This is a genomic window from Paenibacillus lentus (assembly GCF_042714055.1).
GTDB lineage: Bacteria > Bacillota > Bacilli > Paenibacillales > Paenibacillaceae > Fontibacillus > Fontibacillus lentus_A.
The window spans coordinates 348,953-364,426 of record NZ_JBHGVC010000005.1 but is presented as its reverse complement, the minus strand read 5'-3'; the positions used below and the strand labels follow the sequence as shown (position 1 = coordinate 364,426).

General features: G+C 49.6%; 14 protein-coding genes. 1 reads left to right on the top strand and 13 read right to left on the bottom strand.

The annotated features are described in order from the left end of the window. Positions 1-25: 25 nt before the first annotated feature. The 6 genes from ACE3MQ_RS14235 to ACE3MQ_RS14210 form a co-directional block, all read right to left on the bottom strand. Positions 26-3,394, bottom strand: a complete 3,369-nt coding sequence (locus ACE3MQ_RS14235) for an S-layer homology domain-containing protein (RefSeq protein ID WP_379393671.1) — start codon at positions 3,392-3,394, stop codon at positions 26-28. A 151-nt stretch (positions 3,395-3,545) separates the two neighbouring features. Further along, positions 3,546-6,113: a LuxR C-terminal-related transcriptional regulator gene (locus tag ACE3MQ_RS14230; protein ID WP_379393669.1), complete on the bottom strand. Its 2,568-nt coding sequence runs from the start codon at positions 6,111-6,113 to the stop codon at positions 3,546-3,548. 218 nt (positions 6,114-6,331) lie between these two features. Then, positions 6,332-7,399 (bottom strand): DUF1835 domain-containing protein, encoded by a 1,068-nt coding sequence (locus ACE3MQ_RS14225; protein WP_379393667.1) that lies wholly within the window; start codon positions 7,397-7,399, stop codon positions 6,332-6,334. Positions 7,400-7,449: 50 nt separating this feature from the next. Next, a complete protein-coding gene (locus tag ACE3MQ_RS14220) occupies positions 7,450-7,707 on the bottom strand; it encodes an NUDIX domain-containing protein (RefSeq protein ID WP_379393665.1) in 258 nt (85 codons plus the stop codon). Between the two features lie 17 nt (positions 7,708-7,724). Beyond that, complete coding sequence (locus ACE3MQ_RS14215) at positions 7,725-8,255, bottom strand: hypothetical protein (RefSeq protein ID WP_379393663.1); 531 nt, start codon at positions 8,253-8,255, stop codon at positions 7,725-7,727. A gap of 199 nt (positions 8,256-8,454) precedes the next feature. Next, a complete protein-coding gene (locus ACE3MQ_RS14210; RefSeq protein ID WP_379394074.1) occupies positions 8,455-8,835 on the bottom strand; it encodes a DUF2628 domain-containing protein in 381 nt (126 codons plus the stop codon). A gap of 107 nt (positions 8,836-8,942) precedes the next feature. On the opposite strand from ACE3MQ_RS14210, the gene ACE3MQ_RS14205 reads away from it, so the two are divergent. Continuing rightward, the gene (locus ACE3MQ_RS14205) at positions 8,943-9,212 is read left to right on the top strand and encodes a hypothetical protein (protein ID WP_379394104.1); all 270 of its coding nucleotides are present in this window, start codon (positions 8,943-8,945) and stop codon (positions 9,210-9,212) included. A 364-nt stretch (positions 9,213-9,576) separates the two neighbouring features. On the opposite strand, the gene ACE3MQ_RS14200 is transcribed toward ACE3MQ_RS14205, so the two are convergent. The 7 genes from ACE3MQ_RS14200 to ACE3MQ_RS14170 form a co-directional block, all read right to left on the bottom strand. Continuing rightward, positions 9,577-10,110, bottom strand: a complete 534-nt coding sequence (locus tag ACE3MQ_RS14200) for a hypothetical protein (protein WP_379393661.1) — start codon at positions 10,108-10,110, stop codon at positions 9,577-9,579. 574 nt (positions 10,111-10,684) lie between these two features. After that, positions 10,685-10,978 (bottom strand): alpha/beta-type small acid-soluble spore protein, encoded by a 294-nt coding sequence (locus ACE3MQ_RS14195; RefSeq protein WP_379393659.1) that lies wholly within the window; start codon positions 10,976-10,978, stop codon positions 10,685-10,687. Between the two features lie 146 nt (positions 10,979-11,124). After that, positions 11,125-11,232, bottom strand: coding sequence for a MerR family transcriptional regulator (locus tag ACE3MQ_RS14190; protein WP_379393657.1), 108 nt, complete (start codon positions 11,230-11,232; stop codon positions 11,125-11,127). Positions 11,233-11,339: 107 nt separating this feature from the next. After that, positions 11,340-12,683, bottom strand: a complete 1,344-nt coding sequence (locus ACE3MQ_RS14185; protein ID WP_379393655.1) for a DUF4129 domain-containing protein — start codon at positions 12,681-12,683, stop codon at positions 11,340-11,342. Positions 12,684-12,698: 15 nt separating this feature from the next. Further along, entirely contained in the window at positions 12,699-13,787 is a 1,089-nt protein-coding gene (locus ACE3MQ_RS14180) for a DUF58 domain-containing protein (protein ID WP_379393653.1), read from the bottom strand. A gap of 8 nt (positions 13,788-13,795) precedes the next feature. Continuing rightward, positions 13,796-14,764: an AAA family ATPase gene (locus ACE3MQ_RS14175; RefSeq protein ID WP_379394072.1), complete on the bottom strand. Its 969-nt coding sequence runs from the start codon at positions 14,762-14,764 to the stop codon at positions 13,796-13,798. A gap of 111 nt (positions 14,765-14,875) precedes the next feature. Continuing rightward, positions 14,876-15,442 carry a hypothetical protein gene (locus ACE3MQ_RS14170; RefSeq protein WP_379393651.1) on the bottom strand — a complete coding sequence of 189 codons (567 nt, stop codon included), beginning with the start codon at positions 15,440-15,442 and terminating at the stop codon, positions 14,876-14,878. Positions 15,443-15,474: the final 32 nt, after the last annotated feature.

Sequence of the window (15,474 nt, the reverse complement as noted above, 5' to 3'; positions counted from 1 at the left end):
AGCCGCGCAAACCCGCTCAATACATTTATTTAAGCTCTAGCATTCGGAGTACAGTCACCGTCGCTTCCATACGGGTCGCCGTGTCGTTTGGTACAAAACGGTTCCCGCCGCGGCCAGCCACGAGGCCAAGTTCGCGGATTGCCTCTACCGCGCCTTTGGCCCACTGAGGAATCGCCCCGTCATCAGCAAAGCCGGTTGCCTCATCAGTGTAAGGCTGCAGTTTGAGTGTTCGAGCGATCATCGCTGCCATTTCTGCACGGGTGATGCGAGCGTTCGGACGGAAGCTCCCATCTTCATATCCGCTGATGATGCCCGCCTGCACTGCTTGCGCAACGGCCCCATTCGCCCATGCACCGATTTGATCATAATCGGTGAACGCAAGTGCGGGAGCGGCGCCTTCCAATTTTAAAGCGCCTGCCAGCATGACTGCAAACTCGGCGCGGGTAAGCGGGCTGTTCGGTTTGAACATGCCGTCTGGATAACCGCTAATGAAGCCTTCCGACGCTGCGCGTTTGATATAGCTTTCTCCCCAATGTCCGGAGATGTCGTTAAACGAGATCGCTGACGTTTCAGGTTCAGCAGGTTGGGATGATTTTCGCTCAATAGAGAGCGTATACGTCTTGCGGGTACCATCCTCCGCCTGAACGTTCAACGAAATGACATTAACCCCTTCCTGCAAGTCGATTTTAATGCCATCGCCTAACGCTTGATCCTGCCATGTCATTTTGGCCGCTGAGTGCTCGGCAGATGCTTTCACCTTGATTTGCTTCGCTTCCGTCTTGGCTGTATAAGACAAGGTATCCGCTTTAAACGATGGCGTTAAAGAAACACGTTTGCCGTCCGCCCATACTTCCAGCGTCTTCAAGTTGGCGTTACGGGATAAATACCAGCCGACGCCTGCCGAGCCTCCACCTGAATCACCGACGCCAGAGGCTGCATTCGGAAGTGTCGCAGCTGTCTTGCTTAACCCAGGTTCACTTCCATTCCCCGCAGAATCATAGGCTTTGACGGTAAAGCGGTAGTTCGTATTTGGAGATAGATTTGTCATCGTGTACGTATAGACGCTTTCCGTAACCGAGTATTCATAATGGCCGCTTACTTGATCTACTTTTTTATCACCATTCAGATATAGACGATATCCGATAACTGCAAAATCATCTTGTGTCGAAGGCCACGTTAGTTTCACACTCGTCTGAGTAATGTCCGAGACGGTCAGTTCGCTGCCAGACGGCCAGACGGGGGCTGCCGTATCCGGTTCTCTGATCACATTGACCATGTACCGCTGTATGTCTCCATTTTCCGCTGTGACGATAATTTCAATCGGGTTGCTTCCAACCTGCAATCGCTGCAGATTTCCTCCGACGATCTCAAAGTCGGCTCCCGGCTCGTATGTTGCGGCCGTCACTGTAATCTGTTCTGTTGGATAAGGAAAGCGTACATTGTAAGTGTAAATTTCCGACTTGAAGCCCTGCAGCCGTTCCCCGTTTAGTTGAATATCGCGCAGCTTCGCATCATTGCTCGGCAGCACGCTCACCGTCAGTTCCGCATTCAAGTAATTTGGATTACGAATGTGCCCTGGGAACTGCAGCTCCCCTATAACCGTGTAGTTCCCCACCTGTTCTGGGTCATAGTCTGTGTTCACCAAATCCCAGCTTACAGGCAGATCGCGCTCAGAACCGTCGGTCAGACGAGCCTGCGCCCCAACAGGCAAAGACAGTTCCTCCAGCTTCGTGCCCTTGGCAGCCCGAATCGTTGCAAGGGCTGTTACTTCCGCTACGTTCGTGTACGGCGTTGCGGATGCATGCTCCGATAAATCGCTTTCAGTTCCTTCCTTGCCAACTGCTTGTATTGCAAACCAATACAACTCCCCTGCCGTCAGGCTTTTTACAGTATATTCTGTTTCGGTAATAAGCTCATCCTCATTGACGAGCTCCCACTGATCTGATTGAACAGGAGCCGCTGTACCCTGATAGTGATAAACCCTATAGCCGACAGCTCCGTCAACGGCTTCCCATGCGAGCCTTGCTCCATTTTCGCCGGCATCGGCTGCAGCTTTATTCGGAGCAGCTATTGATCTCGTGCCAATGGCGTAGAGCTTATAATCATCAGCCCCGATGTATATCGTACCGTCCGATCCGATCACAGGCGATGAGCGTATTTCTCTCTTTGTTGAAAACGACCATTTTACCCGTTCGTCATCATCCTCAGCATTCGGATCCAACGCATATAACGATCCGTCCCCGTACCAGCCAATCGAACCGATATAGATGGTGCCGTCTGCTCCAACCACAGGCGATGAAACGATCATACTCCAAGTATTTATCGATGTATCGAACGACCACTTTTCCCGTTTGTCTTTATCAACCGCATCAGGATCCAGCGCATATAACGATCCATCAGACGAACCGACATAGACCGTGCCGTCCTTCCCAATCGCAGGCGATGAGGATACCGATCCCCATGTTTCATAGGACCACTTCAACCGATTTTCATCATCATCGGCATTCGGATCCAGCGCATACACGTATCCGTCATCCGAACCAACATAGATTGTGCCGCTGTCTGCTCCGATCGCCGGCGATGAGTAGAACGAACACGGTTCATCCATCATCCACAAACAATCTTCTGCCGTCTCCGGTTCAAACGACCACTTCAACCGATGGGTATCATCCTCCGCACTGGGGTTCAGCGCATAGAAGATTCCATCGCCGGATCCGACATAGATCGTGCCATCTGCTCCGACCGCAGGCGATGAATCAATATGGCCACCTATTTCATAGGACCATATCTCCCGTTTGTCATCATCAGCATCAGGATCCAGCGCGTACAATTTCCCATCATACGAACTAATATAAATGGTACCGTCCTGTCCAATCGCAGGAGAAGAATATATCCGATCCCCTGTTGCAAACGACCATTTCTCTCGTTCGTCATCATCTGCCGCATTCGGATCCAATGCATACAGCTTCCCATCGCCAGAACCGATATAGATCGTGCCGTCTACTCCGATGGCAGGCGATGAGGCGATGGCCCATCCTGTCTCAAACACCCATTTCTGCTTGCCCGTCTTTGAATTTAGCGCATACAGCTTTCCATCATACGAGCCGACATACAGCGTGCCGTCTGCCCCGATCGCAGGGGTAGAATATATCTTATCTCCTGCTTCAAACGACCAGTTCACATCGTGATCCGGGCTTCCCATAAACCTGGACTGTCTCGTCCAATTAAAGGCTGTCGGCTGCGCCGCTTCGTAATCATAAGCACCTCGCTCATAACCTGCTCCTTGAATAAAGGGAACATCGGCGGCCTGTACGATCGTGGTGGGGAACAGTCCCGTAAAGCCGAGCCACATCGCCAGCATCAAGAGACAGACTTTGTTTCTTCCCTGATTCATTTCATACAAATCCTCCTTTTTTACTTTCTAAAAGCTCCATCCAGGCGATTATACACATTTCCTACTCTTTCGTGATCAACCCTACTTGTCGCCTCAAGCGAAAAGGTTGAAATAGGGGGTGGAGACGATTTAGGCAAAAAAAAGGAACGGATCAGAACAACTCTAGTGTTCTGGCACGTTCCAACGCTTGTAATCGGCCTTTGGTCTGTAATTTGCCATAGATATTGTTAATATGCGTTTTTATCGTTGCCAAAGAAACATTCAGCTGAAGCGCCATTTCTTTGTTCGACAACCCCTTTTCCATCAGCCGAAGCACAGCTTGTTCTTTGGCGGTTAGAACAGCTATGTTTCCTTCCTTCGAAAGCGGGTCGCTCATCCCTCCTACGATGGGAAAAATAAGTCGCAGCAGTCGTTTCACATACGGTAAAGGGACCTTTCGGACGGGGCGATGCTGCTGACTTTGACGCAATGTGAGATATTGAGCCAATAAATGGCCTAGCGGCGCTCCTTCATCAACAAAAGTACGAACGTAGCCTTCCGGCCATGCCAAGGCAAGCGCTTCTTCCAATACATCCATACTCGGTGCAACCTGTCCTTTCAAAGCGAGAATCCGGCTCTTATTGACGAGCAGACGAATTCTGTCGCTTTGCCGTCCTGCTTTGCTCGCAATGCAGAGGATACGATCGGTTAAAGCCATAGCTTCTTCGGTTTTCCCCTGCTCTGTCAGCAGGGAGGCCAGCAGCTCATATTCCTTGATCATCGTCAGCGGGATTTCATCGCTTGCCCGTAAACCGCTCCTTTTCAGCCATTGTCGCACAGGCTTCTCTTCTCCTTGCATCCTGCCCAGCATGGCCCGAAACCAGGCGATTTTTCCTGACAAATGGGGATTCGCCTTCAGTACCGGCTGTTTGGTTAATTCTTGAACTATAGCATTTGCTCTCTCCTCGTCTCTTTGTACGGCGGCAATGCGGGCAAGCCAAAGTGCCGCGATCGTCTCCAAGCTTGTATTGTCATGCGATCTTCCGGTATCGTACGCTCGACGCATATACTTCTCCGCTTCATCCAGACGATTGCGTTCATACTGCAATTTGCCTAAATCTATGCATAGATGAGCGATAAAATACACATTTCGGCTTGCCGACCAAATCGACAGCAAAGGAGTCAACACCTGTTCCGCCAATATAAGACTGTCATCCGACACATAGATATTCCACACCGGATGATAGCCATCCCTGTCGCTTCCAAACCCAATGAAGAAATCCCCTTCTGGATGTCTTTCGACATACTCCTTCGAGTATTGCACAGCATAGTCAAAATCCCGATCCAAAAATGTGCGGAATGCGGCGAGAAAGGCCAGTCCGGCTTGCAATGTCTTGCCTTTATCAGAATGATGGGAAGCTGTATTCTGTTCCAGCCTGCGTACCGCCCACCAATACCCGTCCGTGGCTGCTTCAATGCGACCGGACATATACTGGGAAGCTAGCTTGGTCAAAAACAGCATCGGCCTCGCAAACAGCAGCGAGTCGGGAATGGCGCTTAGCCATGTGCAAAGTGTCGTCCATTCATTAATCATTAACGCAGGCGCAATGGTTTCCAACAACGTCAGCGCTTCCTCATAACCTGTCCCGGCCAAATAATGATCTACCGCCTCATAAAGATAACCGTTCTCCTCCAGCCATTTTCCCGCTTCCAGATGCAGCATTTTCCATTGCAGTGGTTCCCGTATTTTCAGCTGCGCGGTCAAAAATTGCTGGAACAGATAATGGTACCTGTACCATTCCCGCTGCTCGTCCAAAGGCACCAGGAACAGGCTCATTTGTTCCAACTGCTGCAAATATAGATCGCTCTCGGCCATTCCAGTAACCGCCTTGCACAGTTCGCCATTCATCCGCGCCAATATCGAAGTCCGGAGCAGAAATTGCTGCAGCGTTTGAGGCTGCCGGGATAACACTTCTTCGAAGAAATAATCCGAAATATCACGCTCCGTTCCCGTCATTTTTCGGATCATCGAGGCTGAATCGGCATTTTCGTGCAACGACAAAACCACCAGCCTCATCGCGGCTGCCCATCCTTCGGTCTGTTCCTGTACGGCTATCGCTTCATCAGCGGACAATTCCATCCCACCACACAACGTGAAAAATTCGGATGTTTCTTCCGGTATGAAGCAGAGATCGCTTACATCCAATCGGTTCAGCCCGCTCCCTGCCCTTATTCTGGAAAGGGGAATCGGCGGAATGGTTCGGCTTGCGATATAGAGATGAACATGAGACGGCAGACGTTCCAACAGATAAACGATTCCCTTCAGGATGAAGGGTTCTTCGATATAATGAAAATCATCCCATACAAGTACTATCGTTTGCGATATACGGTGCATGCTATTAACGAGCGCGGCAATCAGTGAATCCCCCGATGCGTCTTCCGCAGCATGACGAAGAACAGCGTGTTCATCAAAAGACGGACAAGCTTGTTTTAGCGCTGCAATCGTGTGGGCCCAGAAGCACATGCTGCGATTATCTCCCTGATCCAGCGATACCCAAGCAACGGGACTGTCCATGGTCATCGCCCACTCACTAAGCAGCGTCGTTTTGCCGTATCCGGCAGGCGCCGTGACGACAGTAAGCGCGCAGTTCAATCCTTCATGCAGCCGATGGATGAGCCGCGGCCGTGCAACAAGCGCCGATCGCGGGCGGGGGATATGTAATTTGGTAGCGATGATCATCGAACATCCCTCCCTTCTTTGGCCATACTCTACGAAACAACCCGGCCTTAGATCGTTCTTATCTCAGGTCGGGCCGTGTATGGTATGAAAATATCCTGCTGTCATTTCCTATTTTGGTTATATTATAACTCTATGATGATACGTGTGTGTCAGGGATTGAAGCTCGTATTCCACTGGAATGGATAATACATTTATATTTTCCTTTGCTATGCAACGATTTAGGAATCCGCCTTATCTTGTTGCCGTTTGCGTCGGACGCTATAGAATCTCATTGCTGCAGGAAGGCCTTTAATTTCAAGGGTGCCGTTATAAATCAGCTCTCTCAACCGATATTCGAAGTAGGAGTCCCCGACATATTGGTTGCAATAGCCTATCGCCTCTCCGATCACGCGGGCTGCTTTCACAAAACCATGATCACCGGCGGGGGGCTTTAGCTTGTCCAGCTTGTCCAGTAGATATGAATCAAAATAATCAGCAGTCACCCCAAGCACTGCACCATCCCGCCAAATGCGCAGCGTTGCGGTTTGCTCCGAGATAGCCTCCCATTCGCGCACCAACCGCATTAGCTCGGCATTGTTCAGCGTGCTGCTTTCTTCCATGCGGAGGAGTGCTTCCTTAAGCTTATCAGGCGGAACTTCCCCCGAACGCCTGTATTCAATTCTGGCATCTGGGCGGTTATAGAGTTCTTCACAAATTACGCAAGCGTCATACACCGCTAACGTATTTCGTTTGCTCTGCAGCAGATGAAGCGCATGCCTCATTCCCGTCTGCTCACATGCGTTGCTGCTGGTCCAAATCATGATTCTAGCTTGTTCGGGAATTTGAGCCAGATTATCCAGAAGCTCGCTGTATTCCTCTTCGACTTCCGTGTAATGTTCAAAGGCTTCCGTAATATGATCGCGGAACCAGTCGCTGCGGGCCATCCTTCCTTCCGGCGAGTCCAACCTGTCCAAAGGACCAATAGCGTAATTCTCCCTAAGCGTAATCACCTTATGCGACTCGGCCCAACCGAGTTCTTTCAGCGCATATTTCATACTCCCGGCAAAAGAGTCACCGATCACGACATGGACATGAGTACAGGCCGGTACAGGATTCCAGAATCCTCTTTGCTGCTGAAGCCCCATCAATCCGTCATAGAGCTCAAGCAGCTTGGCAATCGAATCTTCACGCGACTCAGCCTGATCCCGCAGCAGCTTGATTTCCGCCAGAATAAAACTCAAATACGACCGCAGTTCTGCGTGTCCCAAGGAATCTACAGCCTTCTTGATAGATCGTAGTTCTTTCATTCCCTGCTCCTCTCCATCTCCCTAACCTAAAGTTCGAAATACGAAAGGTGTTAAAGCCATCTATAGAAGCTGCTAGTGTCGTGAGAAAGATAAAATTGGGGTGAGGGATATGAGGCCCCATACAACTCCTCTGCACTGGAAAAACAATAAAAATTCCCAAACACTTCAAAATTAGCTATCTCCGCACCTAGCTCCTCAAGCATTTCCCTTCTTAAACTCTCCAAAGAGTTCTCCCCAGGCTCCAAAGTTCCGCCAGGCAGCTCCCCATTGAATAGGCTGTTATCCATATAATCAGCGATATCATTCATACGAATGCAGGCACCTTTCAATTATTAATCGTCCATATTAACTCCCATACATTCTCCCCATACTCTTGAGGGTAAGTCAATATAGATAAAACTATAGTACTTATTAGAACCATCACCCCCAAAAAAAGCTTCAAGGCTTTTTTAAGCTGTTCAGATTGATATACATAAATAACGATAATCAAACTATTAATGCAGAAGATCCCCGGCAAATACACAATTCGTCCTAGACCTGTATTGGGAAAGTTAAGGATCAGAAGTGTAATTGTAAGTATGGAAGGTAACAGAGCCAGCAGGTATTTTTCCAGATGATTACCCACCCAAAAGCTATTCAACTTAACTCCAGGCATTCGAAAAAAGGATCTGTGGCAGTCACTGCAAGTATGCATATAAGGTATCACCAGCGGAATGAATACAATCAACGCGCCGAAACCCAACTCACCCGTAAAAAAATAAACAGCTAATAGCATGTAAATGGAAAAAAAGAGTCTAGCAAGAATAGAACTTTTTTGTTGGACATGAACACTTCGACAGGCTAAACAATTTTTCATATTTCCATCCTCTTAATCACATATGTTATAACAAAACGTGTATGACGAAACAACCCGGCCTTTAGATTGCTCTTAGGTCGGGTCGTATGTTGTTGGGTATTTTCCTATGCTTTTATATGGGTATTATATCAATATTCTTATTATTCTTCCGTTTATGTTAACTTATCAAAGGTATAATACGCCACATCATCCAAAGGCACTACAATAACGCATCCCCAATAACGATTTCTATAACAATCGATACAAGTAAAATTGCAATGGCATACACGATCCCCCATCCTGATGTACCGCCTTTTTGGATAACTAGATTTCGACGAACTTCAGGTTCTCTATGATAGTGCATAATCTTATCAACTGTTTTTTTAGATTTTTTGTAATACATTTCATTAGCCATGATCGAGATCCCAATACCTACGCCTGCAAATCCAATACTCGATTCTGAACCTATCAGCATTAAAAAAATGGAAATCAGCGATAAAGCCACAACATATATTGCGCACTCCGCGTACATTTTTCGATATCCAAACCAAATGGGACCAAACAGAAACACAGGCCAATTCCATTTCGATTTTCTCATCATTTTTTCAAAATATTTATCATTTTTTGTATGTAATCTTAATAGATAAGTGAGCTCATCCTCGCTAGATTGCTGGTAAGTACCATATGGTGGCGGCGGAGGCTGCATGTATGATGGCGATGATGACGGTACGGGCGGCGATCCTGGCATCCGTGGTAATGGTGGTGGCCCTGATGCTGGCAATCGTGGTGGTGGTGGCGGCGGTACTTGTGATGGTTGTGGTGGTTGCGGTGGTACCTGCCCTACCGCCTGCGGCACAAGATTCATACCACAATGCTCACAGAATCGAGCCGCTGCATTTAGTCGTCTCCCACATGAAGAACAAAATTTGTAATCCAATCTGTTCAGTCCTTCCTTTGTGTGTCTTAATAATTAGGTAACATCAAACTTTGAACATTACTATGTATATAGTAAAATCATACCAAATTAGCTGGGAGTAGGGAACTAGCTATGAAGCTGTATTATCTGATATTGAAACAAAAATGAATATATATTCTGATATCATACAGAAACTTCCCGACCATCGATAAAGTGATTTGACCTCCATTGTTTATCGAACGGCTCTGCGCACAGCATTTAGCTGCAAAACATCATCTGCGAAATCATAAAGCGGGGCAAAATAGGCATCGGATACACTTGATAATGCATAAAAAAACCAAGTTCCTGAGCATCAGGGCTTGGTTTTCTTGTTACTACCTCAGTAGTATTTCGTTTAAGCGAAACTGCCGCATCTCATTTTTGCGGTTACGGTGATTCGCCTTCTGCCGCGGCAGACCCGGATGGCTTCATCAAGCCTTGAACGGCGCCGAGAAATGGGCGTATGGATTTGATCATGCCGTATCCCAACTTCACGACCGGGACAAATCGCTGGATCATGCCGAACAGCTTCAGGCCACTGCCTAGCGCACCGCCGAGCGCCCCCGCAGTAGCGCCGGTGCCGCCTAATCCCCCAAACAGCGAGCCTAAAATCGGCAGAAAAGCCGATACCTGGGCGTCCGGCTTGCGTGAGCGGGTACGCACGGATGGCTTGCGCGTCCCGCTTCGCCGGCTGCCGGATCGATTGCCCGAGGCATGAGAGCCAGCTCTGCGCTGCTTAGGCCGGGAGCCTTGCTTACTGGATGAGGTGCTCGGCTGAGCTCCGGCGCTGGCCAGCGTCAAGCCGCTGCTGTTGATGTCAGTAATGTAGCCAACGTAGGTCTTGCCACTGTGCAGTGTGATGCATACCGGCTCCCCCTGTAAACGTTTGGCCCGTCCGAGCACCTCTTTGGATTGTGCCATGGAAGTTTCACCTCGCTCACTGGTTATGGTTCATTGTACGCTAGGGGCGGGCTGCCTGCTTGTGCTAATACAGCATGCGCGCATGCCCTCTTCGCTGCGTCAACGTTCCAACTTATTGGATCATCTTTTCAATGGAGCGTCTGGGAACAATTACGGCAGATTCCACCTAGGGGAACCCGTTCTTACGACATAGTGCTGGTGCTTGGCAAACCCATGGCATATCGTGCGGTAGCGCAAAGCGAACGGAGCTAATCAGCTGGCAATTGTCATTCCCTGTCACCCTGTCACCGCATGATCAATACCGATGGCTGTTCCGACATCGTTCAGGCTCAAAACAAATCCATAATTTGTTCTCCTGCCTTGGTATCTAACGCTCGTCGGTTCGTCCGCTAACCCAAGATACGATTCCGTACTGGTACACCCTGAGTTTACCATTTACGAAGCTTATTCCTTTGGCGTTTTTGCTAAGCTTAATTCAAAATAAACCACCTCATGACGACGTGGTTTGTTTGATTTGCCAGTTATGGTCAATGTTCTGTTATAGGGATATCCAATCTACAGTATCAATTCGAGGTTACTCATCAACCTGCTGATTGTTCTTCGCTAGCTGCTGCTCAGCAAGCCGAACCATTTCCCGAACCATGAAGCCGCCAATTTTACCGCCTACCTGACCAACCGACTCCGTCTTCAATTCGCCATTTCCACCAGGCTCTAAAGGTACCCCTAGCTCTTTCGCTACTTCATATTTGACATCGTCCGGCCGATTCGGGTCAACAGTATATCCTTCGCGCCTCATCACTTCTGCTTTAAAAGCCTGCATTCCTTCTTCTGCTCCTGGCACGACATATCTCCTTCTTTTTCTTGCCATCTCGATGAACACCTCTTATGCTTTTGTCCTAACATGCCCGGAAGTCGTAACATTCATTCTAATTCACTTTTCAGTACCATTTTTTATTTCCTCAAATCATTCAGGGTGCCCCATTACGTTTTGGGACACCCTGTCTACTTTTTATTTTAACAATCTGGCGATACTTTCAGTCCCTGCTCCTTGAATCCCGCAATACGGCGGAGGGTCAAGAGCTGGTCCGCCGTATAATAACGATACCCCGATTCTTCATCCACCCGTACAGGCTTCAGTAAACCGAGTCCGTCATAATGGCCGCAATGTCTTTACCGTCACGCCGCCCAGCTTCACGAACGCTCCAATTTTGAACATGCAGACACCTCTTTTACTTCTGACTCAACATCCGTATTATATTAGCTACCTCTTCATCATCAGGCTCCTGTCCACCGTATCTAACCCGGTAATACAGCTTGATTAACGGCTCTATAGCGGCCTTGTGGGCAGCCTGCCCTGGCTTCCCCTTCTGATCCTTCTTCTTATCATCATGGAGCAGCATATCCCGGGCCATTTCCAACGGAGTATGCCCAGGCCTCCATTCGCAGCCTTCCTTGAGTCTGGCTAAGAGAAAACGCCGATACAAAAAGCGTACTCTCTCTTGATTGCTGTGCATATCCTCGTATCGCTCCTGGCGCTTGCCGAACCGGGCAAGAGCACCTCTCCATTGACCCCATTTCTGCCGCTTCTCTTCCCACGAGAAGATCGAGCTCTCCTCGTCACGATAGCCCGCGCTTTCACCAGCCCGATCCTGCCGGCGCAGCAGGGCCAGCAGGCGGTCAATACTGCGCTTCCAGAAGCCCCCTGCATTTTTATACAACCAGTAAAGTGCAAATACGACTATGGCCGCGACCACAGCACCGCCGATCACATGGAAGAGAATATCCAGAATCTGCGATAACAGACCCGGCTTTTGTATTTCCTCTGGAATAAACATCATCGGTGGCTCCTGGACTTCTTCCGGCTGCAATGCCTCCGGCTCTCCGGATGAACGCGTAATCCAGGCGACGATATGTCTGATGACTTGCAGCAGCATATGTCCGATCCAACGCCCGACCCCCGCTGCAAACAGAACAATGAGCCCCAAAATAATGACGATAAAAACGGTATTATGCCGGCGCAAGCCCCTCGGCAGCGGAGATGCTGATTTATTAGCCAACGTTGTATAGCGCAAGTATTCATAATTCGTCATGAACAGCGCGATCCCCAGGCAGGCCGCACCCAGCCAGGTAAGCAGGCCAAGCTCTCCACGCAGCAGAGCAATTCTTGAATAAGCGATTCCAGCGACAAAATATAGCGCGATCCCATACCAGTACAGCTTGGCTTCCCCTGCCCGCGCGGCAGCCGTCATCCCTTGCAGCGCAAACAACGCCGCGCCGAGACCGATCAAGGAGGACAGCCCCTCTGCTCCGGTTCCTATGAAAATAGCAGCGCTCGCAGCGCCAATCAGGACGGCGATTCCAAGCTTTTTCCACAAAACTGATACATAACTGTGAATAGCTGCGCCGAGGGAAGAAATAAAAGGCAGGATCACCATCCAGCCTAAGGGCAAAAACCGTGGGCTCAGCAGGATAACTGCAGCAAGATAGAGCGGCATCAGCACCACGATCTCGCCAAGGCAGGACAAGCATAGCTTCAATGTTCTTATTATGTAAGTGTTACCCCTATTTCCCATTGGAAATGCCCTCCCTCACATAGGTTCGATTTCGGGAATAATCATCCATTCCATTCCGTTCCCCCGCTGCAGCAGCTGATCGGCTGCCTTGCTCAGCTTCTCGCCCTGATGGCAGCTAATAAGTAAATAATCCGTATCTACAGGCTCCTCACTCAGCACCTCTTCGAGCAAGGTCGGCATGGAGACCGTTCGGTCGAGGACCAGTCTGGCCAAGGTCGTCAGCAAGAGTTCAAACTGGTCCGCAGCGGCGGAGGGGCCGATGCTGACAGATTGTCTTGGTCCATCGATCAGATGTCCATTGCAGATCAAGCCCGTCTCAATCCCGCTGCGCAGCGCCTGATCAGCAACGGTAGCCGCATACCTGATCCCTAGCTCAATCCGCTCCGGATCATTAATATTGCGCCACATCGTGTCGCTATCCTCCAGATTGAGACAGATGATTAACCGATGATCGGCGGTATAGTCGCGCTTATGAACCTGCATAGTTCCCGTGCGAGCGGTTGCCTTCCAGTTGATCGTTCCCATGGCATCTCCGGGACGGTATTCGCGGATCCCCGAGGTCAAGAACGGGTCCTCCACAATCCAGCGCTGCACCGCCAGCTCCCCAATCCAGCTATGATTCGGCAGCGGCAGTTCCTGCAAAGCCAAGATTTGCGGATATACCAGTAGTTCCAGATGAAGCGGAAATTTCTGCGCCCTGGAGATCAGCCCTAGCGGATCACCTGTCGTCAGCGTAGCCGAATCGAGGCGGAAGAGGCCGCGCCGCGCGCACATCACCTGATGATGTCTCTTAATCCGGCGATAAGGACGAAGATAGAACAGACTGATATGATTCTGATAAATATCACCGGAGTATATATCCAGGTTAGCCTGGTCACCGAACCGGAGCCCGGTCTGAATGCTTGACTCCAATCGCAGCCAGGGGAGCGGCAGCCATTTCGCATTGGAGATAACCTCCACCATTTCAACCGTATCCCCCTCGAATACCGCATCCTTTGTGAAGTAACGGGTATAAGTCAGCCCTCTCATCGCCCCTCGCTGATACACGAACGACAGCAATCCGATCAGAATGCACGCGCTAATCATCAACCAGGTTAATTGCATGTCTCCACCTACTTCCCTCTTCCTCCCAGTACATCCTCCGCAGGAACCTCAACTTCACTGAGCACTTGACGTACTACAGCATCTCCTTGCTGATCATCAGGACGGAGTCCACGGCGCAACAGCAGACGATGAGCCAGCACCGGCTCGGCAACCCGCTTGATATCATCCGGCGTTACATAAGCGCGGCCTTGAAGCAGAGCAATTCCCTGCGAGGCACGCAACAAAGCATTGCTCGCCCGTGGACTAGCGCCCAGCCTCACATCAGGATGTCTCCGGGTCGCCTCGGTGAGACGAACTATGTATCCCAGCAAATCCCTGGACACGCTGATTCCGGCCACAAACCGCTGCGCAGCAGCAACTTCCACACCAGCAGCTACGGGGCCTAACTCCTGCAGCGGGCTTTGCACCTGGAACCGCTGCAGGATGTCTACGCCCTCCTCAAGCGAAGGATAACCGACCTCAATACGCATCAGGAAGCGGTCAAGTTGAGCTTCGGGGAGCGGGAACGTTCCCTGGTTATCGATCGGATTCTGAGTAGCCATAACGAAGAACGGTCTGGCCAGCTCATGGGTCACGCCGTCTATCGTTACCTGCCGTTCCTCCATGCATTCCAATAGACTGGACTGGGTTCGCGGCGTGGCCCGGTTAATCTCATCGGCCAGCAACACCTGAGTGAACACAGGGCCTGGTCTGAACTCAAACTCACTCGTCTTCTGGTTATAGAAATTGATTCCGCTCAGATCAGAGGGTAATAAATCGGGGGTAAATTGGATTCTCTTAAACTGTCCGTCCAGTGAACGGGCCAGAGCCTTGGCCATGAGCGTCTTGCCCGTCCCAGGCACATCCTCTAGCAGCACATGTCCGTTGCCGAACAAGGAAGCCAGCAACAGTTCAATCACTTCTTCCTTCCCTACGATCACTTGGCTGATATTGGCATGAATCCGTTTCGATATCGATACCGCTTCCTGCAAGTCCATCATTCCACCGCCTTAATAACTAGAGTTATGTATATTTTTCTTTCTATTATCATCCACATCAACAAGTTAGACAATTTTTGTAGGGAGAATAATATAGGTAGTCATAGTGAACTACAGCTTACCTTCTTTACCTACAAAGTAGGTTTCTGTAGGTCCCAGATAGCTGTCTGCAGGTTTCTTGCCAACTGGGTAAATGACCAGTTTTTCCAATACAAACCCTGGGCTTACGGCAAAAATCCTTAATGTATTCAATCCTTCCCGGCAATGTACTCCAGTACTGTGCCTGCGAATGTGATCAAGCACGCCTATGGCCCAATTCTCGTCATCCACACGGTAGCCCTCAGGAAGTGTATTGACTACGCTGATCTCTTCCTCATTGACTTGAATCCCGCACAATAACGTACCTTCATTTGTCACTGGATTAGACGGCTGTATATAGAGCTCCACCTCATACCCTCCGCCTTCCTGTACCCAGAAATGATATTCCAGATAAGGGGCGTCTTCACCGGCCGCAAAATATTCTGTTGTTGGAAAAGCCTTCACCGCTGATACGGTCTTGCCGTATCCGTGAATTACCTCAAATCTGCTAACATCCCCATTCGCCTTGGCAGCTTCCTTGTTTAGAGCATAATGTTCGGCTTCTATGGAAATATACCCATTGGTTTCTACAAAGGTCATATTAGGCAGCTCATTAAAATCATAGCTAGACA

What these genes read in the sequence shown, in the direction of transcription:
- ACE3MQ_RS14195 (WP_379393659.1), bottom strand. Translation starts at nt 10,978, where the DNA reads ATGGCAAGAAAAAGAAGGAGATATGTCGTGCCAGGAGCAGAAGAAGGA.
- ACE3MQ_RS14205 (WP_379394104.1), top strand. Translation starts at nt 8,943, where the DNA reads ATGATGGCGATGATGACGGTACGGGCGGCGATCCTGGCATCCGTGGTA.
- ACE3MQ_RS14230 (WP_379393669.1), bottom strand. Translation starts at nt 6,113, where the DNA reads ATGATCATCGCTACCAAATTACATATCCCCCGCCCGCGATCGGCGCTT.
- ACE3MQ_RS14200 (WP_379393661.1), bottom strand. Translation starts at nt 10,110, where the DNA reads ATGGCACAATCCAAAGAGGTGCTCGGACGGGCCAAACGTTTACAGGGG.
- ACE3MQ_RS14220 (WP_379393665.1), bottom strand. Translation starts at nt 7,707, where the DNA reads ATGAATGATATCGCTGATTATATGGATAACAGCCTATTCAATGGGGAG.
- ACE3MQ_RS14175 (WP_379394072.1), bottom strand. Translation starts at nt 14,764, where the DNA reads ATGGACTTGCAGGAAGCGGTATCGATATCGAAACGGATTCATGCCAAT.
- ACE3MQ_RS14170 (WP_379393651.1), bottom strand. Translation starts at nt 15,442, where the DNA reads ATGACCTTTGTAGAAACCAATGGGTATATTTCCATAGAAGCCGAACAT.
- ACE3MQ_RS14210 (WP_379394074.1), bottom strand. Translation starts at nt 8,835, where the DNA reads ATGATGAGAAAATCGAAATGGAATTGGCCTGTGTTTCTGTTTGGTCCC.
- ACE3MQ_RS14215 (WP_379393663.1), bottom strand. Translation starts at nt 8,255, where the DNA reads ATGAAAAATTGTTTAGCCTGTCGAAGTGTTCATGTCCAACAAAAAAGT.
- ACE3MQ_RS14185 (WP_379393655.1), bottom strand. Translation starts at nt 12,683, where the DNA reads ATGGGAAATAGGGGTAACACTTACATAATAAGAACATTGAAGCTATGC.
- ACE3MQ_RS14225 (WP_379393667.1), bottom strand. Translation starts at nt 7,399, where the DNA reads ATGAAAGAACTACGATCTATCAAGAAGGCTGTAGATTCCTTGGGACAC.
- ACE3MQ_RS14180 (WP_379393653.1), bottom strand. Translation starts at nt 13,787, where the DNA reads ATGCAATTAACCTGGTTGATGATTAGCGCGTGCATTCTGATCGGATTG.
- ACE3MQ_RS14235 (WP_379393671.1), bottom strand. Translation starts at nt 3,394, where the DNA reads ATGAATCAGGGAAGAAACAAAGTCTGTCTCTTGATGCTGGCGATGTGG.